Below are 20935 nucleotides of genomic sequence, written 5' to 3' on the forward strand. Positions count from 1 at the left end.
AAAAAAAACGATATATATACCTATGAAAAATATAAAAAGCATCTGGCTTCTTTTAATCCTACCTTTCTTTGTTTCCTGTCTCAATGACCTGGATACAGAACCAAGGGTACAACAAACACTAAAAGATTTATTAGCTGAAAATCCGGAAGCAGCAAAAGGTTTACTGGCTAAACTTTACGCCGGACTAGCTCTGCATGGGCAGGGAATTCCGGGATCAGGAGATCAGCTACAGGACATCGTTGGAGACGATCCGGGAGAAACCGTTTATTTACGTAGTTTATGGAATCTTCAGGAAGTAACAACGGATATTGTTAAAAACAGATGGGGAGACGGTGGATTAGATCCGCTAACAACTGCTACAGGCTGGGTACCTACTAATAAATATTTTGGGTATATGTATAACCGAATCTTCTTCCAGGTAGCACAGATCAATAACTTCATTCTTGAAGTAAATGAAATACCTGTTAATGAAAAAGAACTGATTATTGCTGAAGCCCGATTTTTAAGAGCTTTATCCTATTATCACGCTATGGACCTTTTTGGAGGAGTACCTATTGTTACAGAGGCTGATGGTATTGGTGGCGCAAACAAAGCGAAAGCATCCCGTACAGAAGTATTTCATTTTGTAGAAACCGAGTTAAAAGAAATTGAAGATATTATTCCGGCAAACAATCAATATGGGAGAGCAAATAAAGCAACCGTACAAATGGTTCTGGCTAAAATCTATCTGAACGCAGAGGTATATACAGGACAAGGCAGATATGCTGATTGTGTAACTTATACTGAAAAAATCATTTCAGGATCTGGTTTTACGATCGACTCCAATTATCAGTCTATCTTTCAGGGAGATAATTACAAAGCCAGAGAAATTATCTTCCCTCTGATCGGAGACAGAAACAATGTACAATCTTATGGGAATGCCACCTATCTAATCAATGGTAGTTTAAGCACTGAAACAATGGATATTTCTGAATTTGGTGCTTCTGAAGCATGGACAGGTCACCGTTGTACGAAAGCTTTATATAGTTTATTTGGAGACCTTGCCACCACTCATGATTCACGTGCTATTTTCTTCACGAAAGGTCATAGCTATGAAATGACGGATTACAGAAAATGGACAGACGGATATCCAACTACTAAATTCAGAAATACTTACGCCGACGGACAGAATACCATCATGAAATTCTCTGATGTGGATTTCCCTATGTTCCGATTAAGTGATGCTTACTTAATGTATGCAGAAGCGACACTAAGAGGAGGAGGAGGATCTACAGGACTGGCTCTCGATTATATCAATAAACTAAGGGAAAGAGCTTACGGAGATACTTCCGGAAATATTACCAATTCTCAGTTAACACTTGATTTTATTCTTGATGAACGTGCAAGAGAACTATATTATGAAGGACACAGACGCCAGGATCTGATCCGATTCGGAAAGTTCACCGGTGGTACCTACAGATGGCCATGGAAAGGTGGTACACTAGACGGGACTTCTATTCCTGCAAATTACCAGTTATTCCCTATTCCGCTGGAAGCATTACAGGCTAATCCTAATCTGGTACAAAATCCCGGTTATTAATAATACTATTTAACGGTTTAAGGCTAATAACTCTAAACCGTTAAACTCTTAATTCTAATTTAAATATGAAAAATATATATAAAATTTCGGCTGTACTTCTGCTGGTATTTTTAGGATTTTCCTGTAGTGATGATGACAAAACCACAGTAAATTCAGGCACTCCGGCTATACTTGATCTTCCTGAAGAAGGAACTACCTTCCTCTTAGAAGAAGATAAAGCAAAAGAGACTATTGTCATTTTAAACTGGCAAAAAAGCGACTATGGCACCCCTACTCAGATCACTTATAGTGTGGAAGCAGCTGTGTCCGGAACCGATTTTAAAGAGCCGACCAATGCAGCCACTTCTTCTGAAAACACAATTACATTAACCGTAGCAGAATTAAACGCCGCTGCAATAACAGCCGGTTTAGGAGCTCTTCAGGAAGGAAAACTGGACATTAGAATAAAATCTGCATTAGGAACCAATAAAGAACTAGCACTATATTCTAATGTAATTACATTAAACGTTACTCCTTATCCAACTATAATTCCTAAAAGAAACCTATTCTTAGTAGGTGATGCAACTGCTGCCGGATGGAGTGAAAACAATGACAACACGCCTTTATTCAGAGATCCTGATAATGATAATATTTACTATTACAGAGGCTACTTTAAAGCAGGGGCATTCAAAATGATCGAAACAAAAGGTTCATGGCACCCACAATATGGAAGCTCAGGAAATGGTCTTGGCGTAAGTAATGCTTCCGGTGAACCAGGCGTTATAACTGTACCTTTAGCTGGCTATTATGATCTGATGGTCGATCTTCAAAAAATGACCTATACTTTTGTTTCTTATACCGGCTCTACTACTACAACATATCCTGTAATAGGAATTATCGGAGATGCCACTCCTGGAGGATGGGGTGGAGATACTGATATGACCGTTTCTGCTTTTGACGCTCATTTATGGAAAATTACCGGAGTAACATTAATGAATGGTGAATTAAAGTTCAGAGCTAATGCCAGTTGGGATACGAACTGGGGTGGTTCTACTCCAATAAGCGGCGTAGGAATTCTTGGAGGAGGCAACATCCCTGTAACAGCCTCTAAATACGATGTCTGGTTAAATGATCTGGATGGAAGATATATTTTTATTCTGATTCAGTAACTCAATTATCAGATTATTGGATTAAAAAAAAATCAAAAAAAAACCCCTCATTTTTTAATAACGAAATGAGGGAGTTTTTATTTAAATTTTATAAAACTTACTGTTTTATAAATATATCATAGTTGTCTCTAGCTTTACCATAGTAATTTCTAACATCACCAAAAGAACTCTTCATTGTGCTCTCTTCATCTTTTTTAGTAATCTTTTCAAGGGTAAAATCAATTGATTTTAAACACTCATCTACATTATTATAGAAAATTTTATAAACCTCTTTATAGTAAATATCACTCCGTTTAGAAAAATCTTTCCCGGTCATATCTTTATTTTTCTCTATAACAGGTTTCAGTTCATTTACCTTCTGCTGAACGGCTACTACATTCATATCTTGACCGAACATATTCAGAATTTCGTTTAAAGAAATTAAATCTGTTTTCATTGGAATAATCAGATTCGCTATTGTGCTCTTCTTTAAGAATATTAATTCTGCTTTGTCCCCAATTTTTATTGCTAATTCAGCAACTTTTACCCAGTTTGTATAAGCGATTATAAGTGAATTATATAGATTCTTTCTAATAATTGGATAGTATTTGTATTCCTTATCTTCGTCATAGACTCTATTAGCAAAATAATCACTAACCTCTTTACAATTTTCCATCACTTCTTGAGTACCGGTTAGCGCTTTTTGAATTAGCTGATCCATTTCTTCTTTTCCATCAAACAATTCTGCCTTTGCCAGATGAATTCTATAAATACTCGAGTCTATTTCACCAAAAAAATCGCGCATATAATAATCCCATTTAACCGCACGCATCAGCATACCGGAATTCTTTTTTACCTTATCAAAATTGTCATCTGCAATATAAAATGATTCCTTGTAATAATAAAGATATTTTACATGCATATTATTGAGCTTAATCGCTGCATTAGAGTATTCAATATTATTTACTGCCTGTTGCTCTTCTTCTGTTAAGGTTTCCTTTTGTGCTATTATATCTGATGAAACCATACTTAAAACAACAACTGTAACAAATAGCAACTTTTTCATAAAAAAATTTAAATTATTAGTTTTTCAACTAAAAGCAGAATAAAAAAGATCTCATTTCTTTATTAGAAAATGAGATCTTTTTATTGTCACATCACTTTATAAAACTTATTGTTTTATAAATGTATTATAGTTTTCTATAACTTTACCATAGTAACCTCTTGCATAACCAAAAGAACTCTTCATTGCGTCCTCTCCATGCTTTTTAGTGATCTTTTCAAGGGTAAAATCAATTGATTTTAAACACTCATTTGCATTATTATAGAAGGTTTTATAAACATCTTTATAATAAACATCACTCAATTTAGAGAAATCTTTTCCGGTCATTTCTTTATTTTTCTCTATAACCGGTTTCAGTTCATTTACCTTCTGCTGAATAGCTACTACATCCATATCTTCACTAAACATATTCAGAATTTCATCTAAAGAAATCAAGTCTGTTTTCATTGGGATAACCAGATTTGCTATTTTACTTTTCTTTAATAATACCAACTCTGCTTTATCTCCCGCTTTTGCAGCTAACTCCGAAGCTTTTGTCCAGTCAGTATAAGCTGTCATAAGTGAAGTATATAAGTTTTCTTTGATAACCGGATACTGTTTATATCCTTTATCTTCTTTATAGGATTCATTAGCAAAATAATCACTCATCACTTTACAGTCTTCCGCCACTTTCTGACTACCGGATATGGCTTTTTCAATTAGCTGACTGATTTCTTCTTTTCCATCAAATGACTGAGCGTTTTTTAACTGAGTTTTATAGTTAGCCACAGTTGTTTTATTAAGAGAGCTGATATAATCCCATTTCACAGCATACATCGGCATAGTAGATTTCTTCTGCACCTTATTAAAATTATTATCTGCTGTAGTAAACGAATCTTTATAATAAGAAAGATATTCCGTATACATATTATTCAATCCAATTACCGCATTAGAGTATTGAATTACATTTGCAGCCTGCTGCTCTTCTTTTGTTAAGGCTTTTTTTTGTGCTGTTACATCTGATGAAATCATACCTAATACAACAGTTGTAAGAAATAGTAACTTTTTCATAAAAAGATTTTAAATTATTAATTTTTTCAACTAAAAGCAGATTGGGATATTTCTCTTTTATCATTCCGTTATCGGGGTAAAAACGGAAGCATAAATATACCCCTTTAACGGCTCAAAACAAAGAATAATCAGACTTTAACTACTATTCTTATACCAATACTGTTTTCTTCCTTCACTCTATTTCAACTTCTGATAAATTCTTTCTCCTATCGACTGAAATACAGAAAACAACACAAATATTCTTCTTCCTGAACCCTGTTCAGACATTCCATATAAACACATTATTTACTTCCGTAACTAAAGTTACTGTATATATCAAACAACTATCTTAATTTTACACCTTAAAATAAAACGTTGTTTAATTATTAAAAAAGATAAGATATGTTTTTTCAACACGTATACGATAAAAGTTTAGCACAGGCAAGCTACTTTATAGGCTGCCAGGCAAAAGGAGAAGCCATTGTAATTGATGCCAAAAGAGATATTGACACCTATCTGGAGATTGCAAAACAAAATAATATGAAAATAACTCATATTACGGAGACACATATTCATGCTGATTTTCTGAGCGGATCCAGAGAATTAGCTGCTGTCACCGGAGCGCAACTTTACCTTTCTGACGAAGGGGGAAAAGACTGGCAATATGAATTTCCTCATATTGGACTAAAGCATAACGATATTATCAAAATAGGAAATCTTTCTCTGAAAGTAATACACACTCCCGGACATACACCGGAAAGTATTAGTTTCCTTTTAACAGATCATCCTGCAACAGATCGTCCTATAATGATATTTACAGGAGACTTTGTCTTTGTAGGTGATATCGGGCGTCCAGATCTACTGGAAAAAGCAGCCGGTTTAACAGGAACTAAAGAAATCGGAGCTAAAGAAATGTATCAGTCGATACAACGATTTGCAGAATTACCGGAATATATTCAGGTATGGCCCGCTCATGGAGCCGGTTCTGCCTGTGGTAAAGCTTTAGGTGCTGTTCCAAGTTCCACCGTAGGTTATGAAAAAATCCGTAACTGGGCTTTTCAATATGATGAAAATGAAGAAGGTTTCATTGAGTATCTGTTAGACGGACAACCGGAACCTCCTAAATATTTCGCAATGATGAAAAAACTTAATAAAGTAGATCGACCTTTATTAATAGAAGTTCCAAAGCATAAAAAACTTTCTAAAGAACAGTTTCTAAGTGCTTATGAAAAAGGGATCAAAGTTATTGATGCAAGAAATAAAATTGATTTTGCTAATGGATTCATACCGGGCAGTATTAATATTCAGGGAAATAATGCATTCGCTACCTGGGCAGGCTGGATACTAAACTATCAAGAGCAGTTTATCTTAGTTGCTGATGATGACCAAATCGAAGATCTGACCAGAAAATTAATGCGTATTGGTCTGGATAATATATATGGCTATATCTCGTCTGTAGATATGGGAATAGAATTAAAAACAGCAGATGTAATTGATATTGAAGAGTTCAAAACCTATCTAAATAAAGATCATGTTCAGATCGTCGATGTAAGAGGCGTTTCTGAATATGAAACCGCTAAGATAAAAGGAGCAGTTAATGTGTTCATTGGAACACTGGAAGATAATCTGGATAAGATAAATAAAAAAGATCTCGTAATTATCCATTGCCAAAGCGGAGACAGAGCCTCAATAGCCTATTCTTTACTTCAGAAAAACGGATTTGAAAATATAAAAAACTATTCCGGAGGAATGAAAGAATGGATAAGTTCAGGTAATCCAACAGAATAGAAAAGAACTATAACCAATTTATTTTAGGATAATATCCTGGTTTATAAAGGTCGGATACTATTTTATCCGGCCTTTACTTATTCTAACAATTATTTATTTTGAATTAGTGGAAAAATACATATCCCATCATCTTCTTTTCCTAATTGTTCCAGAGCCCAATTATGTAAATATTCGATAAAGGGGAGTAATTCTTTTCCTGTTTGTGTCAGTTTATATTCGACTTTTGGGGGAATTTCTTTATATGCTTTACGATGAATTAACGCATCCTCTTCAAGCTCCCGTAAAGTTTGGGTCAACATTTTAGTACTTATATCAGGTATAATTTTGCGTAATTCTCCATAACGCATAATTTCTTTATTAGACAAACGGTACAAAATACGTCCCTTATATTTTCCACCTATCCGCTGAAAAGCGTAATCTATTGTACAAATATATTTATTTTCAACTTTATGAGTCATAATGTGTTTTTTATTGTGTTGATAATCACTAATAGACACCTAATAGTCTGTAAGTTACAATAAAGTACATACTTGACAGAATAGCAATATTATAATAGTTTTGTTCTATTAACTTAATTAAAATATAAATATAATGAAGAAATTAATTATTCTATTCACTTTTGCTCTATTTTTAGTTTCAGTGAATTTGACAGCCGGAAATAAAAACGGCAAAGGCTTTCAACAATTCAAAATCGGAGATATAGAAGCCATTATACTCACAGACGGATATGTTCCTTTCAAATCGGTGCAACCTTTTATTGCACCACTTGCACCTCCTCAACAGGTATCTGAGCTGTTGGATAGAAACTTTGCATCAAATTCGGGTCTGGAATTGGGTATAAATGTAATTCTTTTGAAAAAAGACGGTCATTTGATTCTAATCGATTCCGGTCAAGGTCCTTTATTAGGAGATAATGGCGGTTGGTTACCTGAAAACCTGAAACTGATAGGAGTCAATCCCGAACAAATAACTGATATTGTAATTACACATGCACATTTGGATCATATAGGTGGACTTGTTGGTGCAAATAACCAATCTATTTATCCCAATGCAACAGTGTATATATCCAGAGTTGAATACGAATCCTGGACAAAGGAAGTACCTGATTTTTCGAAATCTTTATTAAAAGATGATCCGAGGATTAAGATAATGTCCTCTTTCATCCTTAACATTTTGAGTGTTATGAAGCCTCAATTACAAATGGTTGAAGATGGAGAGACTATTCTTGATATAATAAAAATGGAGATTGTTCCCGGACATACTAAAGGACACGTAGTATCTACTATTTCTTCTCAAGGCGAACAGCTTGTAGCAATTGCAGATTTAGTACATTATGATGCCATTTTGTTTACTCGTCCTGAATGGGGAACAGCTGCAGATTGGGATTTCGAATTAGGAGTGTCATCACGAATCAAAACTTTGAAAAAATTGTCCGATGCTAAATCAATGATATATGGTTGTCATATATCTTATCCCGGAATAGGACACATTCGCGAAATAGCAAAAGATAGTTATGAATGGATTCCTCTCGGTTTTGTTTCTCCTCAAAGAAGTAAGTAACAAAACAATAAAAAGGATTAATCCTTTTTTAAAAATATTGGCAAGTCTATAAAAACAAAAAAGCAAAACACTTATAATAAGTGTTTTGCTTTTTTTAAGTGCGGATAATAGGACTCGAACCTACACGCCTTGCGGCACCAGATCCTAAGTCTGGCATGTCTACCAATTTCACCATATCCGCTAATACAGTAACAATAATTTTTGTTATTATTGTGGTGCAAATATAATAATATCTTCCAATATACAAACAATTTTATTAAATTTTTTTTACCCTCTTTTTTTGTATTTTTGAAAACTATATAAAAAACTCAATACTACTATATGAATACTATTGCAGCATACATTCAAGAACACAAGGACAGATTTATTGGAGAACTGGTCGAATTACTAAAAATTCCTTCTGTCAGTGCGGACTCTGCTCATGCACAAGATGTAATTGATACAGCCGAAGCTGTTAAAGAAAGCCTTTTAAAAGCAGGATGTGACCATGTCGAAATATGTGAAACACCGGGTTACCCAATCGTTTACGGTGAAAAAATAATTGATCCAAATTTACCTACTGTACTGGTATATGGTCATTATGACGTACAACCGGCTGATCCGTTAGAATTATGGACAAGCGGACCATTCGAACCGGTTATTAAAAAAACAGATATTCATCCGGAAGGAGCGATTTTTGCTCGTGGAGCATGTGACGATAAAGGACAAATGTATATGCATGTAAAAGCACTGGAGTATATGACTCAGAATAATGCTTTACCATGTAATGTCAAATTCATGATTGAAGGTGAAGAAGAAGTAGGTTCTGTAAGTTTAGGATGGTTCGTAGAACGCAATCAAGAAAAACTGAAGAATGACGTTATCCTTATTTCAGACACCGGAATGATCAGTAATTCCCAGCCATCTATCACTACCGGACTAAGAGGTTTAAGTTATGTGGAAGTAGAAGTAACCGGTCCTAATCGTGATCTACATTCCGGTCTTTATGGTGGAGCTGTTGCTAATCCAATCAATATTCTGGCAAAAATGATCGCTTCATTACACGATGAGAACAATCATATTACCATTCCCGGTTTCTATGATAAAGTACAAGAACTCTCGGATGCTGAAAGGGCAGAAATGGCAAAAGCTCCTTTCTCTCTTGAAAATTATAAAAAGGCACTGGATATTGATGAAGTTTACGGTGAAAAAGGATATGTTACAAACGAACGTAACTCAATCCGTCCCACTCTGGATGTAAACGGAATCTGGGGAGGTTATACCGGCGAAGGAGCAAAAACAGTTATCGCAGGTAAGGCATTTGCTAAAATCTCCATGCGTCTGGTACCTAATCAGGACTGGAAAGAAATTACAGAACTATTCAAAAAACATTTTGAAAGTATCGCTCCTAAAGGAGTTCATGTTGTAGTAAAACCACATCATGGAGGTCAGGGATATGTAACTCCAATAGACAGTATTGGTTATCAGGCTGCCAGCAAAGCCTATACAGATACTTTTGGAAAAACACCAATTCCGGTACGTTCCGGTGGTAGTATTCCAATTGTTGCTTTATTTGAAAAAGAATTAAAAAGCAAAACAGTTATGATGGGATTCGGACTGGACACAGATGCGATCCACTCTCCAAATGAACATTTTGGCGTATTCAATTACCTTAAAGGAATCGAAACCATTCCGTTATTCTATAAATATTTTACAGAATTAAGTAAATAATATCAGAGCCTGTTTAAAATTTAAACAGCCTTTTACTCCATAAACGTTTAAACAGTATTTAAAATCTGTTTAAACGTTTTTTTCTTCCTCATTCAAAAGGTTTATCTTCCTTTTTCATTCTTTACATTTCACATTTTACTAAAAACATTTTACATACTAAATCTTATAAAAAGTTAAATAACAGCCTTCTACATGCAAGAATATTGAAACTACAGTATCTTTGCTCTCATCAATCAAATCAAAAAATCATGTTCAAAAAATTCTTTATTATCTGCTCCGGAGCGGATAGAAACCTCATCGACACTTGTTCCAATGGAGAACAAAATAAATTTGCAGGAATAGGAGCCACTGTATTTTTTACAGCAGTAATGGCTTTTATAGCGGGCAGCTATGCTCTTTATACTGTATTTAACTCCGTTTATTACGCTGTATTTTTCGGATTGATCTGGGGATTACTTATTTTCAATCTCGATCGATTCATTGTTTCCACTATTAAAAAAAGAGATCGTTTCAGCAGTGAACTGGTCCAGGCAACTCCCCGAATTATTTTAGCAGTTATTATTGCTATTGTGATCTCAAAACCTTTAGAGATAAAAATTTTTCAGAAAGAAATTGATACCGTTCTGCTAACTGAGAAAAATAACCTTACACTAGCAAATAAAAATCAGATCAGCAACTATTTTTCTACTGATATAGAAAAGAATATTGCTGAAATCAAAGCCTTAAAAGACGAAATAATTGTTAAAGAGCAGGAAGTAAACACCCTTTACGAAACGTATATTGCGGAAGCAGAAGGTACTAAAGGAACCATGAAACTAGGAAAAGGACCTGTTTTTAAAGAAAAAATAGAAAAACACAACACTGCTTTAAAGGAACTGGACACACTTCGAAAAAACAACCTGACCAAAATTACAGAAAAAGAAAAAGCTATTGCTTCTCTACAAAATGATCTGTCTAAGAAAATAGAAGACTCACAACCGATCATTAGTAATTTTGACGGATTAATGGCGCGGATCAATGCTCTGGACAAATTACCCTGGCTGCCCTCCTTTTTTATTACCTTATTGTTTTTAGCCATAGAGACTTCTCCTATTATTGCAAAACTCTTATCCCCAAGAGGAGAATATGACCTGAAACTAGAAGACGAGGAAAACATTCTGAAATCAAATCTACAACAGAACAATCATCAGCGGGAATTAATGCGCACAACAGACGCTGCTATATCTAATAAAATATATGAGGATATTAGTAACGATCAGGAACTGTATAATTATAAAAAACAAAAAGCAATAGAACTGCTTACCTTACAATCTGATCGCTTTGTAGAAAGACACAATAAAGGGCTTTAACTAGTATTGAGAGGTTAGTATTGAGTATTGAGATATTACGCAAACGATATTTAGAAGAAAGAGCCAAGAAGAAAAAAGATCTCTTTTTTACTTCATTACACTTTGTAAAACAGTATTCTAAACAGAACTGAAAAGCTCTCAATACTAAAATCTCAATACTCAATACTATCCTTTACATATAAGCAATTATTTCATTTTTCTTAGCATCATATTCCGCTTGGAGAATCAATCCGTTATCCAGTAATTTCTTGAAATTTTTCAGTTTTTCAATTAATTCATCATGTGACATTTCACTTAATGCTTTTTCCTGTGAAGTTGTTTTATTTTCCGTTTTCTGGACAGGTTCCTGTGTTGTATTATACTTGTCAATATTGATAATCTCTGCAAAATAGTGCACTTCTTCCGTTTCAATCTCTTCAACAAAAGGTTCTTCAATAACCGCTATTTCTGTTTCTGCAACAATCGGTTGTTCTGTTATCTGTTCAACTGAAACAACTTCTTCTGTTGCTTCATCCTTTTCAATCGGCGATCCCTCATTAGTAACAATATTGTCTTTTACAGCTTCCAGCTGTTCTTTTGCATAGGTATAAATTTTTCGAGCCTGCGTTTTAGGCAGATAATCAATCGAAACCGACAAATCAGTATGTGTTGAAAAAGAAAACTCCGAACCTAAAATATTCTCTTTAACCAGTACAGCTGCAATATCTTTCCATCCATAATCTGTGAAATTCATCGATAATCCAAGATTTTTAGGCTTACAGATCAGAATTCTTTTATTGGTAAGAATAATACTGTCCGGAAAAACAGTAATCGCAGGTTTTTTCTGCACTCCGATATAACCTATTTCCTCATTCTTCATTAACAGATCGCTCATTTTTGAGGTAATCTTTTCAATGGCTTTAGGATCTTGCTCTTCGTTCAAGAATTTTTTAAATTGTTCTTTCATTACATCTATTATTATGCTCCAAAATTAAACAAAATACTACTTGTTTAAGAAGCAAAATCTGGAAATCCGAAAAATTAATCCGAAATAACTATTCCAGACTCTCTTTCACCTTTTTAGTAAGTCCTTTATAAACCAACTCATAAGAATGATCTATCAATTCTCTAAGCAATTGCAACGGAACGTCACTTTCATTAATCTCAACTGTATTCCAGTGTGTTTTATTCATATGATATGCCGAAACAATACCATTATAATTCGCTCTCAACTCCGCACTACGCTCCGGATCACATTTTAAATTTATAGCTCCTTTACCCGATTCCCATTTTTTTAAAGAAGTCAGAGCAAACATTTTTCCACCTATTTTAAACACTAAAGTTTCCTGATCGAAAGGAAAATCTTCCGTGACTCCTTTTTTACTAATGCAGTATTCCCTGCAGCTTTCTATATCCATTATATTCGATTTTCTAATTTTTAGACAATTCAACTGTCACAACTACAATAATAAAACTAATTCACTAAATTAAACTTCATTATTTTTATTTAAAATAGTATACAGTATCGGCTTACTTGGCGAAGCATCATTTTCAAATGAAGCAATCTGTAAATTCAGAAAATAACTTCCATCCGGAACAGTATCCGGAACAAAGATCATTTCTGTTATAGTAGTTTCTAATCGTGCGTCTTCATTTAACTGATGCGTGTCTTTTACATTCCAGAAGGCTTTATGCGCCACTAACCTCCCCTCATCTTTTTCTTTATCTACACTAGGCAAATCGATCAGTAAATGCTGTATTCCTTTTTCACTAATAAACTGTGCTGCCTGTGCTTCCAAATATGGAGGATTCGTATTAGAATATTTTCTATATTGTTTTTCTTTCCCATTAGGATGAGTTCTGATAATAATAGCTTCGGGAGTCTTACTGCCTAATGCTTTTTCGATCTGATCTTTTGTAATTACAAAATCCTCTCCCTGAGCTTCCGGTGTCACCGAAATCAGCTCTGCAGTAAAAAAGAACGTTTTCAAAGTCTGATTAATACTGTAAAAATTCTTTGTAATATGCCCTAAACACTCCGTATGCGTTCCATGTCCGTGCGGATTAAAATTAATCGTATTAAAATTCGTAGATGCGCCACTCTGAACACTTCCTATCCACTCCCCAAAACGAACGGGTTCTATTATTGGTTGTTCTATATACCAGGCAATCGGATTTTCTTTAGAAGCAGTAAGCGGAATAGAAATATCTATCGGAGCTGAAAAGTCAATCTCAAACTGCTGATTATTATGTTGTATAAGTGCTTTCATTTTAAACTAGTTGATAGTTTTTAATTGATAGTTGATAGTTCTCAGCTTTATCTTTAACCGCAAGGACGCAAAGCTCGCTAGTTTTTTATATTGAGATTATTATAAATTGTTTACTACTCTTCTTATTCCGTTTTTTAGTAAAGCAACATTAAAATTAATCAATAATCCCAATTTACAATCAGATAATTTCAAATAAGTAAGTAATTGTGCAAAGTGTACATCATTTAAAGTTTCAACAGATTTTAACTCCAGTATCACTTTGTTTTCAATGATCAGATCAATCCTGTAACCTGTATTTAATTTCACTGTTTCATACACTAAGGGTAAACCTTTTTGACGTTCAATCAGAAGTCCCGTTTTATTAAGTTCATAAAACAAACATTCTTCATAAGCATTCTCTAAAAGTCCGGGACCTAAATTCTGATGAACTTTTAAAGCGCAATTAAATACAATTCTGGACAATTCATTTTCAGACATAATTTACAAGGTTGAATTGCTAATATCGTATAATTTTAATGAATTAAGTAGTATAAAATCTTTTTTACACACATCAATATGTTTTTAACTCATCCTTAAGCAGTTAACATATTGAAAACTAGTGCCCTTTGCGTAAAACTTTGCGTCCTTGCGGTTAAATACCCCTAGCGGTTAAATCAAACATAAAACAGATCACTTGCAATTCCGTCACTTAAGAATTTTCCTTTTATGGTAACCCGAATGATGTTATCTTCTAAAAACAACAATTCATCTTTTAAAAATTTCTGTATTTGTCGCTGAAGATGTTCTGAATAAACAGAACCAAATTCCGTCCGGATTCTTTCAATAGAAACACCCCACATCGTTCGTAATCCTGTCATAATATATTCATTATAACGATCCGTTAACGTCAGGATCTCGGTCTCATTGGGAAGTTCCCCTTCTTCAATAGAGCGGATATATAAAGTATTGTTGGCAATATTCCAGCTTCTAGAAATACCATTATAGCTATGCGCAGAGGGACCGATCCCTAAATATTTTTTACCCAGCCAGTAAGCAGAGTTATTTTTAGAAAAATAATTTTCTTTTCCAAAATTAGACAACTCATAATGTATAAATCCATTTGCCAGCAAGGTATCTACCAATAACAAAAAATGTTCCTGTGCCACACCATCATCCGGCGACGCAATAGTTCCTTTCTGTATAAACTTATGCAAAGCTGTTTTAGGTTCAACCGTTAAAGCATAACTGGAAACATGCGGAATATTGAAAGATAAAATCGTTTTAATATTTTCTAACCAACGAGCGTTGGTCATTCCTGGAATACCATAAATAAGATCAACTGAAATATTATCAAAATAAGCAGTTGCTTCCGTTAAGCATCTTTTCGCTTCGACTGCATTATGCGCCCGATTCATCATTTTCAGATCTTCTTCAAAAAAAGACTGAATCCCGATACTGAGTCGGTTGATTTTAGTTGCTGCCAGTTCCTTTATTTTTTCAGAGGATAAATCATCCGGATTCGCTTCCAGTGTAATTTCTGGATTTTCGGAAACAGTATAATTCTGATATACCTCTTCAATCAGCTGATTTATTTCCTCTGTTGTTAAAATAGAAGGCGTTCCTCCTCCAAAATAAATGGTTTCAACTATTTCATTTTTAAATGCAACTTTACGCAACTGTAATTCTTTCCGTAATGCTGAAATCATTTCTTCTTTCTTTTTTACAGAAGTCGAAAAATGAAAATCACAGTAATAACACGCCTGTTTACAAAAAGGAATATGAATATAGATTCCGCTCATTTTATCTTATCCGGATTTTGTTTTACAAAAGCATCCCATCCGGTATAACTCTGTCCGGCAACTATTTTTCCGGAATTAAAGAAATGACAAACTGCTGCTGCTAAACCATCTGTTGAGTCCAGATTTTTAGGCAATTCTTTTAATCCCAGAAGACTCTGTAGCATTTTTGCTACCTGTTCCTTACTAGCATTTCCGTTTCCGGTAATTGCCATTTTGATCTTTTTAGGCTCATATTCCGTAATAGAAATACCTCTGGATAATCCTGCCGCCATAGCCACTCCCTGTGCCCTTCCAAGCTTTAACATCGACTGAACGTTTTTTCCAAAGAAAGGTGCTTCAATCGCAATCTCATCCGGATGATGGGTGTCTATTAACTCAATAGTACGTTCAAAAATAATTTTTAGTTTTATATAATGATTATCATATTTACTCAGTTGCAATTCATTAAGCTGCAAAAATTCCATTTTTTTCCCTACCACTTTTATAAGTCCAAAACCCATAATAGTCGTCCCGGGATCAATTCCCAATATAATACGCTCTGTAGTCAAATTATTTCCTTTATTTTGCACCAATGTTATCTATATCTTACAAAGCTAAACAATTCCTGATACTACTGGCAAAACTTTTAATTGTCAGCGGTGCTTTTTATTTTATCTACAAACAACTGACTACTAATGATCAGTTGGATTGGAATCAGTTTATAACTATTCTGCTTCATAAAAATTCTTTAGGAATTAGTATTCTTTTACTGATACTGACTTTTTTAAATCGTTTTCTAGAAATATTAAAGTGGCAGAATTTAGTTTCTTTCATTACCTCCATTTCTGTAATAAAAGCAACGCAACAAGTTCTGGGCGCACTGACCTTTTCTATATTTACACCCAACGGAATCGGCGAATATGCCGCCAAAGCATTATTTTATGACAAAAAAGAAACTAAAACGATTATTTTTTTAAACCTGATCGGTAATGGTGCTCAAGTCATTATATCAATACTTTTCGGGGTTATCTCACTTTTATTATTTTCCTTTTATTTTCCAAAAGAAAGCCGATTCATATTACTACTGTTAGGTGTTTTTTCCGTGCTTTGCTTAGTAGTCTTTACATTTAAAAAAATCACAATAAAAGGATATTCCATCAATATACTATTTCAGAAAATTAACGAAATACCAAAAGATATTCATCGAAAAAACCTGCTTCTGGCAATAGCCCGATACCTGATCTTAATGCATCAGTATTACTTTTTGTTCTTATTTTTTAACGTTGATCTGCCGTATCTGCTGATTATGGTAACCATAATCAGTGTTTATCTTTTAGCTTCCGCCCTTCCTACGTTTCAGTTTCTGGATTTTGCCGTTAAAGGAAGTGTAGCTGTTTATTTTTTTGGATTACTGGGTGTAAACGAATGGATCACCATTTTTGTAACCACCCTTATCTGGTTTCTAAATGTCGTTCTACCGGTAATAATAGGAAGCTATTATGTATTAAGCTTTAAAATGAAAAAATCCGGTTAATTCGATTACCTTATCTTTTCGCTCTTTCATAGCTCAGGTATTGAATTGTATTTTATGAGCCGGTGCTAATTATTTTTCCTATCACAAATTCAAACAATCTAATAATCCAATAATCGAACCATCTAAAAATCTACTCTATTTTTAAAACCACAGGCAGAACAAACTGAGTCTTCACAGGAATTCCACGTTTAATAGCCGGGTGAATCTTTGGAAAGTCTGATAATCGATTCAGGAGAACAGAATCTATTTTTAACATATCATTAGAAACAGAATCCTGAGGAAAAAGAGGCTCAAACTCAATTTTTGAATCTGGAAAAACAGTAACTCTTACTTCTATAGTATCCATATCCGGATAAAGAATTGCCAATGTATCTACATTCAATTTCTCCTGAATTACCTTGGTCAAATAAGAAAAAAAACATTGCTGACGCTCTGTTTTATTATCAATTGCATTACAGGAATCAATAGAAGGAAGTTCATCAACTTCATTCCAGTTAATATTTTTCAGTTCTTTTTGCAATAATTCCTGCTGAGAAGGAATCTTTTTCTCAAAATACTGGCAGGATGCAAGAAGAAACGAAACAGGAAACAGTATTAAAAGTATTTTCCTTATATTCATCAAATAAAATTTTATCACATTAAATTGAATTAAAGATACTATTTCTAATCTCTAACATCAAAAATACTAAATTTTAATTTCATGGAATACATATTGTTAATAGTTGGCTTTATATGTATCATTCTGGGAACGATCGGGAGTTTTATTCCGGTCTTACCGGGAACACCTTTAGCCTGGTTGGGATTACTTTTATTGTACCTTACAAAAGGCATACCAATGGACTGGTGGATACTTGGAATCACTCTTGCCATTACTCTTGTAGTCTGTATTCTGAATTATGTGATTCCGGCACAGGGAACAAAACGTTTTGGAGGAAGTAAATATGGAATTTGGGGTACTAATATCGGATTAATCGTAGGTCTCTTTGCCCCGATTCCTCTTGGTTTTATTATCGGTCCATTTGTTGGTGCTTTTGTAGGGGAACTGATCTATGATTCAAAAAATCACAAAAGAGCCTTAAAAGCAGCTACAGGATCATTTATAGGCTTCTTAGCCTCTACTTTTATGAGCTTTGTACTCTGTATCGCTTTCCTAGGCTTATTTATTATGAAAGTATGGGAATATAAAGGAATATGGTTTTAAAAAATATACGATTTACAATATTCTATATACAATATTTTAGAAGAAAGAGGAAAGAAATATTCGACTTGTACTCTTCTACTCTGCAAAGTCAGATACTTTGCAGAGTAGAGCCTGAAAGAACAAACAGACGAAGTAATCGAAAAATCAATCCTTTGACTTTCGACTAAATAAAAAATCTTTCTTCTGAAATGTAATAAATATTCCTAATAAGATAATCACTCCTCCGGACAATATCTGAATAGTAATATCTTCTCCCAAAATAAGATAAGCCAAAACAGCAGTAATTAAAGCCTGACTTAATAAACTCAGAGAAACTTTACTCGCATCCAGATTCTGAATTGCATAACTAATCAGAAACCATCCTGCTAACTGACAGACCAATCCCTGAACAAATAAAACACTCCAGACAGTTGTACTAAAACCAAATAAAGGCTGTCCCATTACAATACAAACTATAAAAAGGTAAATCGTAGACACCGACATACTGTAACTGAGAAAACTAATAGTATCTATTTTATTTAACACTGTTTTGCTCAGCATAATATATATTGCATATAAAAAACTGGATAATAAAGCAAACAGAAATCCAAGATTGAAATCTAAATTCAGGAACATTTCTTTTCCTACCAGAATCACCATTCCCGTTAATGCAACTGCTGCACCTATCCAGAAATTACGAGTTGGCTTTTGCGTAAAGAACAACAGAGATCCAAAACCAATCCATACAGGAGATAAATTAGCCAGAAATGTTGCTTGCGTAGCACTTGATTGCTGAATTGCAATATTCCACACAGCTATATCAGATCCGAATAACAGTCCACAGATAATTATTTTTACACTATCTGCTTTTGAGGGCAAATGTAATTTTTTCTTAAATACAGCATAAGGCAATAAAAAAACAGTTGCAATTGATAATCTGTAAAAAGCAGAAGATATCCCTGAAACAGGTGTCCATTTCACTAAAACGGGAAATATAGAGATACAAAAAATTCCGATTATCAGATACAAAAACGATTTTTTCATTACAAATTGAATTAACTGCAAAAGTAATTTTTAAAGTAATGATAACAAATTGAAAAGTATTTATTTTTAGAAAGAGAAATTGGATATTTAAGGCATAATCTACGATAGGAGCTCGAATAAAATAGAAAAAAGAGGCTGTTTCACAACTCGTGAAACAGCCTCCAAATAAAAATAATCAATATTCTTAACCCAAACAACTATTAGAACTAAAGAGGAATTACCGGACCTGCAAGTATTTCAACTTCTAACTTTTTTTTAACCGTAATAGTTCCTAATTCTTTATTTGCACTATGTCTAAATAACAAATTTGCGTTTGCATTCCAGAAATAGTGACCCTCTACTGTCGGATTAAAATCGAGACCAACACTCCCTGTAATATTTACCGGAAATTCATATTCAAAAGCTGTTTCAGTAACTTTTTGACAAAAAACAATCTGTCTTTTAGAACGAGCCGGTAAATTTCCTTCATAAGAGTCAGTATAGGTTCGTGTTATTGCTGTTTGCTTACCGCTAGTAGTACTACCTCCCACAGTTACTTCAACACTTCCCCCTCCTATTAATGGAACACCTATCGTTCCTGTTACTTTCATCTCTATACCTAGTTTTTTAGACCAAGAATCGGTTTCACTCTCAGTAAAGCTCATTTGCTTTACGAAGTGATCTGCTTGATTTGATTCATTAGTTACCCATGTAGTTGTCATAATGTTATCAGGCTTACCTACACTAGTCTCAGTAACTTTAGGTATTCCTGTTTCTACATAAGCGTACCATCCGTACTTATCTGTAATTAAAGGTCTAAAAGCTCCAGATGTACCATCACTATTTATAGCAACACCTTGCGGAGCTACACCAAAATACGGTGTATACAACTCTATTAAGTTAGCATCAGAGAAGCCTAAATCTCTTACTTGACCCATACTTAATTTTTCTTTTATAGGCGATCCGAGTACTGTTTCGAGATCAGGAAGTTGATCTTGTTGTGTTTTATGAATAATTTCCCATCCATTATTAAGTAAATCTTCATAAGAAATATAACCTAATGCCTCTAAAGTTGTGCTTTCCTCCTCTTCAATATGTTTTCCTACTGCAATTATATCCGAATCATTTCCCGAATCATCTTGATTACAAGAACTAATAATAAAAACTGTACAAACTAACATAAAGAACTTTATTAAAAATTTTTTCATGATAAATTAATTTAAATTAAACTATAAAACATGTGCGTTTATTTTAACAACTATCTGTTTATTGGTTTTTTAAAAAGCACTGAAATAATACTTATTTATATTCTAAGTACAAATCCTCATTTACTCAAAGATAACGCTCTTAAAATAAAAAAATTGTTAAAAAATTTAATTTTATTTAAATTAACATGCCTTATTATAAAAAAATGTTAATAAAAAGAAGGGAATAGAAGAAAATTTTACAGTATAATTACTTGATTATCTAATTCTTATAACTCTTTTAAACGCAAAAAGGTACAATTAAACCTAAATTATCTCAGATCAAAAAGCTCTTATACTGATTATATTTAGTTTCAATAATAAATCTGAAATTATTAACTTGTCGATATAAAAAAGTCTGATTAATTTTACTTTTAATCAGACTGAGTTACGTATTTGATATAGGTTATTATCCTCATTAAGCGAGGTGAGGTATTTGATTAAAATTATCTCAATGTTTAGGACTTATAAATAATCCTATTGAGAAAACTGTTCTTATTCCTAAAATCAAAAAAGCCATCCACTTAAGTGGAAAGCTTTTCATTGGTCTAACTACTAAACCTGCCCGATTTAACGGACTAAACAACACAACTAATTTTAATATTTTAGGGCAAAAAAAGCTCTCCGATCACTCGGAAAGCTTTCTCCCAATTTAAGCGGTCTGGACGGGACTCGAACCCGCGACCCCATGCGTGACAGGCATGTATTCTAACCAACTGAACTACCAAACCTTCGCCTTTATT

20 protein-coding genes and 2 tRNA genes are annotated in these 20935 nt (G+C 33.8%); 8 read left to right on the top strand and 14 right to left on the bottom strand.

Annotation, left to right across the window (positions count from 1 at the left end):
* Positions 1-22 precede the first annotated feature (22 nt).
* Positions 23-1579 carry a RagB/SusD family nutrient uptake outer membrane protein gene (locus AC4FQX_RS10820; protein ID WP_491167713.1) on the top strand — a complete coding sequence of 519 codons (1557 nt, stop codon included), beginning with the start codon at positions 23-25 and terminating at the stop codon, positions 1577-1579.
* A 65-nt stretch (positions 1580-1644) separates the two neighbouring features.
* Positions 1645-2727 (top strand): SusE domain-containing protein, encoded by a 1083-nt coding sequence (locus tag AC4FQX_RS10825; protein WP_491167714.1) that lies wholly within the window; start codon positions 1645-1647, stop codon positions 2725-2727.
* Between the two features lie 97 nt (positions 2728-2824).
* Here the strand turns inward: AC4FQX_RS10825 and AC4FQX_RS10830 are convergent, their stop codons facing one another.
* A complete protein-coding gene (locus AC4FQX_RS10830) occupies positions 2825-3772 on the bottom strand; it encodes a hypothetical protein (protein WP_491167715.1) in 948 nt (315 codons plus the stop codon).
* A gap of 105 nt (positions 3773-3877) precedes the next feature.
* On the bottom strand, positions 3878-4819 hold the full coding sequence (locus AC4FQX_RS10835; protein ID WP_491167716.1) for a hypothetical protein: 942 nt from the start codon (positions 4817-4819) through the stop codon (positions 3878-3880).
* Between the two features lie 381 nt (positions 4820-5200).
* On the opposite strand from AC4FQX_RS10835, the gene AC4FQX_RS10840 reads away from it, so the two are divergent.
* Positions 5201-6586 (top strand): MBL fold metallo-hydrolase, encoded by a 1386-nt coding sequence (locus tag AC4FQX_RS10840; protein WP_491167717.1) that lies wholly within the window; start codon positions 5201-5203, stop codon positions 6584-6586.
* 89 nt (positions 6587-6675) lie between these two features.
* On the opposite strand, the gene AC4FQX_RS10845 is transcribed toward AC4FQX_RS10840, so the two are convergent.
* Positions 6676-7044, bottom strand: a complete 369-nt coding sequence (locus AC4FQX_RS10845; protein ID WP_491167718.1) for a winged helix-turn-helix transcriptional regulator — start codon at positions 7042-7044, stop codon at positions 6676-6678.
* 133 nt (positions 7045-7177) lie between these two features.
* On the opposite strand from AC4FQX_RS10845, the gene AC4FQX_RS10850 reads away from it, so the two are divergent.
* A complete protein-coding gene (locus AC4FQX_RS10850; protein WP_491167719.1) occupies positions 7178-8146 on the top strand; it encodes an MBL fold metallo-hydrolase in 969 nt (322 codons plus the stop codon).
* 99 nt (positions 8147-8245) lie between these two features.
* On the opposite strand, the gene AC4FQX_RS10855 is transcribed toward AC4FQX_RS10850, so the two are convergent.
* Positions 8246-8327: transfer RNA gene (locus AC4FQX_RS10855), tRNA-Leu, on the bottom strand.
* Between the two features lie 140 nt (positions 8328-8467).
* On the opposite strand from AC4FQX_RS10855, the gene AC4FQX_RS10860 reads away from it, so the two are divergent.
* Together AC4FQX_RS10860 and AC4FQX_RS10865 are read left to right on the top strand one after the other, a co-directional pair.
* Positions 8468-9856: a dipeptidase gene (locus AC4FQX_RS10860; RefSeq protein WP_491167720.1), complete on the top strand. Its 1389-nt coding sequence runs from the start codon at positions 8468-8470 to the stop codon at positions 9854-9856.
* Between the two features lie 248 nt (positions 9857-10104).
* Positions 10105-11205: a DUF4407 domain-containing protein gene (locus tag AC4FQX_RS10865; protein ID WP_491167721.1), complete on the top strand. Its 1101-nt coding sequence runs from the start codon at positions 10105-10107 to the stop codon at positions 11203-11205.
* A 172-nt stretch (positions 11206-11377) separates the two neighbouring features.
* Here AC4FQX_RS10865 and AC4FQX_RS10870 read toward each other — a convergent pair whose 3' ends face one another.
* The 6 genes from AC4FQX_RS10870 to ruvC all read right to left on the bottom strand — a co-directional run bounded on the left by AC4FQX_RS10870 (position 11378) and on the right by ruvC (position 15780).
* Positions 11378-12151, bottom strand: a complete 774-nt coding sequence (locus tag AC4FQX_RS10870; protein ID WP_491167722.1) for a PH domain-containing protein — start codon at positions 12149-12151, stop codon at positions 11378-11380.
* 88 nt (positions 12152-12239) lie between these two features.
* On the bottom strand, positions 12240-12602 hold the full coding sequence (locus tag AC4FQX_RS10875) for an MmcQ/YjbR family DNA-binding protein (RefSeq protein ID WP_491167723.1): 363 nt from the start codon (positions 12600-12602) through the stop codon (positions 12240-12242).
* A 69-nt stretch (positions 12603-12671) separates the two neighbouring features.
* The gene (locus AC4FQX_RS10880; protein ID WP_491167724.1) at positions 12672-13454 is read right to left on the bottom strand and encodes a cyclase family protein; all 783 of its coding nucleotides are present in this window, start codon (positions 13452-13454) and stop codon (positions 12672-12674) included.
* A 99-nt stretch (positions 13455-13553) separates the two neighbouring features.
* Positions 13554-13931 carry a GxxExxY protein gene (locus AC4FQX_RS10885; RefSeq protein WP_491167725.1) on the bottom strand — a complete coding sequence of 126 codons (378 nt, stop codon included), beginning with the start codon at positions 13929-13931 and terminating at the stop codon, positions 13554-13556.
* Between the two features lie 176 nt (positions 13932-14107).
* The gene (hemW, locus tag AC4FQX_RS10890) at positions 14108-15232 is read right to left on the bottom strand and encodes a radical SAM family heme chaperone HemW (RefSeq protein ID WP_491167726.1); all 1125 of its coding nucleotides are present in this window, start codon (positions 15230-15232) and stop codon (positions 14108-14110) included.
* Positions 15229-15780, bottom strand: coding sequence for a crossover junction endodeoxyribonuclease RuvC (gene ruvC / locus AC4FQX_RS10895; protein WP_491167775.1), 552 nt, complete (start codon positions 15778-15780; stop codon positions 15229-15231). The genes hemW and ruvC overlap by 4 nt, the downstream gene beginning before the upstream one ends.
* 23 nt (positions 15781-15803) lie before the next feature.
* Between ruvC and AC4FQX_RS10900 the strand changes: the two genes are divergently transcribed.
* The gene (locus AC4FQX_RS10900; protein ID WP_491167727.1) at positions 15804-16745 is read left to right on the top strand and encodes a hypothetical protein; all 942 of its coding nucleotides are present in this window, start codon (positions 15804-15806) and stop codon (positions 16743-16745) included.
* A 130-nt stretch (positions 16746-16875) separates the two neighbouring features.
* Here the strand turns inward: AC4FQX_RS10900 and AC4FQX_RS10905 are convergent, their stop codons facing one another.
* The gene (locus tag AC4FQX_RS10905; protein WP_491167728.1) at positions 16876-17364 is read right to left on the bottom strand and encodes a hypothetical protein; all 489 of its coding nucleotides are present in this window, start codon (positions 17362-17364) and stop codon (positions 16876-16878) included.
* A gap of 81 nt (positions 17365-17445) precedes the next feature.
* Between AC4FQX_RS10905 and AC4FQX_RS10910 the strand changes: the two genes are divergently transcribed.
* Positions 17446-17946 (top strand): DUF456 domain-containing protein, encoded by a 501-nt coding sequence (locus AC4FQX_RS10910; protein WP_491167729.1) that lies wholly within the window; start codon positions 17446-17448, stop codon positions 17944-17946.
* A 144-nt stretch (positions 17947-18090) separates the two neighbouring features.
* Here AC4FQX_RS10910 and AC4FQX_RS10915 read toward each other — a convergent pair whose 3' ends face one another.
* From AC4FQX_RS10915 to AC4FQX_RS10925, 3 genes are all read right to left on the bottom strand, one after another.
* Positions 18091-18969: a DMT family transporter gene (locus AC4FQX_RS10915; protein WP_491167730.1), complete on the bottom strand. Its 879-nt coding sequence runs from the start codon at positions 18967-18969 to the stop codon at positions 18091-18093.
* Between the two features lie 206 nt (positions 18970-19175).
* On the bottom strand, positions 19176-20156 hold the full coding sequence (locus AC4FQX_RS10920; protein ID WP_491167731.1) for an ETX/MTX2 family pore-forming toxin: 981 nt from the start codon (positions 20154-20156) through the stop codon (positions 19176-19178).
* Positions 20157-20849: 693 nt separating this feature from the next.
* A tRNA-Asp gene (locus AC4FQX_RS10925) sits at positions 20850-20923 on the bottom strand.
* Positions 20924-20935: the final 12 nt, after the last annotated feature.

The sequence above is a fragment of the Flavobacterium sp. AK-301 genome, assembly GCF_058310215.1.

Excerpts from the sequence above, each read along its gene's own strand:
- AC4FQX_RS10820 (WP_491167713.1), top strand. The coding sequence starts at position 23 with ATGAAAAATATAAAAAGCATCTGGCTTCTTTTAATCCTACCTTTCTTT.
- AC4FQX_RS10825 (WP_491167714.1), top strand. The coding sequence starts at position 1,645 with ATGAAAAATATATATAAAATTTCGGCTGTACTTCTGCTGGTATTTTTA.
- AC4FQX_RS10830 (WP_491167715.1), bottom strand. The coding sequence starts at position 3,772 with ATGAAAAAGTTGCTATTTGTTACAGTTGTTGTTTTAAGTATGGTTTCA.
- AC4FQX_RS10835 (WP_491167716.1), bottom strand. The coding sequence starts at position 4,819 with ATGAAAAAGTTACTATTTCTTACAACTGTTGTATTAGGTATGATTTCA.
- AC4FQX_RS10840 (WP_491167717.1), top strand. The coding sequence starts at position 5,201 with ATGTTTTTTCAACACGTATACGATAAAAGTTTAGCACAGGCAAGCTAC.
- AC4FQX_RS10845 (WP_491167718.1), bottom strand. The coding sequence starts at position 7,044 with ATGACTCATAAAGTTGAAAATAAATATATTTGTACAATAGATTACGCT.
- AC4FQX_RS10850 (WP_491167719.1), top strand. The coding sequence starts at position 7,178 with ATGAAGAAATTAATTATTCTATTCACTTTTGCTCTATTTTTAGTTTCA.
- AC4FQX_RS10860 (WP_491167720.1), top strand. The coding sequence starts at position 8,468 with ATGAATACTATTGCAGCATACATTCAAGAACACAAGGACAGATTTATT.
- AC4FQX_RS10865 (WP_491167721.1), top strand. The coding sequence starts at position 10,105 with ATGTTCAAAAAATTCTTTATTATCTGCTCCGGAGCGGATAGAAACCTC.
- AC4FQX_RS10870 (WP_491167722.1), bottom strand. The coding sequence starts at position 12,151 with ATGAAAGAACAATTTAAAAAATTCTTGAACGAAGAGCAAGATCCTAAA.
- AC4FQX_RS10875 (WP_491167723.1), bottom strand. The coding sequence starts at position 12,602 with ATGGATATAGAAAGCTGCAGGGAATACTGCATTAGTAAAAAAGGAGTC.
- AC4FQX_RS10880 (WP_491167724.1), bottom strand. The coding sequence starts at position 13,454 with ATGAAAGCACTTATACAACATAATAATCAGCAGTTTGAGATTGACTTT.
- AC4FQX_RS10885 (WP_491167725.1), bottom strand. The coding sequence starts at position 13,931 with ATGTCTGAAAATGAATTGTCCAGAATTGTATTTAATTGCGCTTTAAAA.
- hemW (WP_491167726.1), bottom strand. The coding sequence starts at position 15,232 with ATGAGCGGAATCTATATTCATATTCCTTTTTGTAAACAGGCGTGTTAT.
- AC4FQX_RS10900 (WP_491167727.1), top strand. The coding sequence starts at position 15,804 with ATGTTATCTATATCTTACAAAGCTAAACAATTCCTGATACTACTGGCA.
- AC4FQX_RS10905 (WP_491167728.1), bottom strand. The coding sequence starts at position 17,364 with ATGAATATAAGGAAAATACTTTTAATACTGTTTCCTGTTTCGTTTCTT.
- AC4FQX_RS10910 (WP_491167729.1), top strand. The coding sequence starts at position 17,446 with ATGGAATACATATTGTTAATAGTTGGCTTTATATGTATCATTCTGGGA.
- AC4FQX_RS10915 (WP_491167730.1), bottom strand. The coding sequence starts at position 18,969 with ATGAAAAAATCGTTTTTGTATCTGATAATCGGAATTTTTTGTATCTCT.
- AC4FQX_RS10920 (WP_491167731.1), bottom strand. The coding sequence starts at position 20,156 with ATGAAAAAATTTTTAATAAAGTTCTTTATGTTAGTTTGTACAGTTTTT.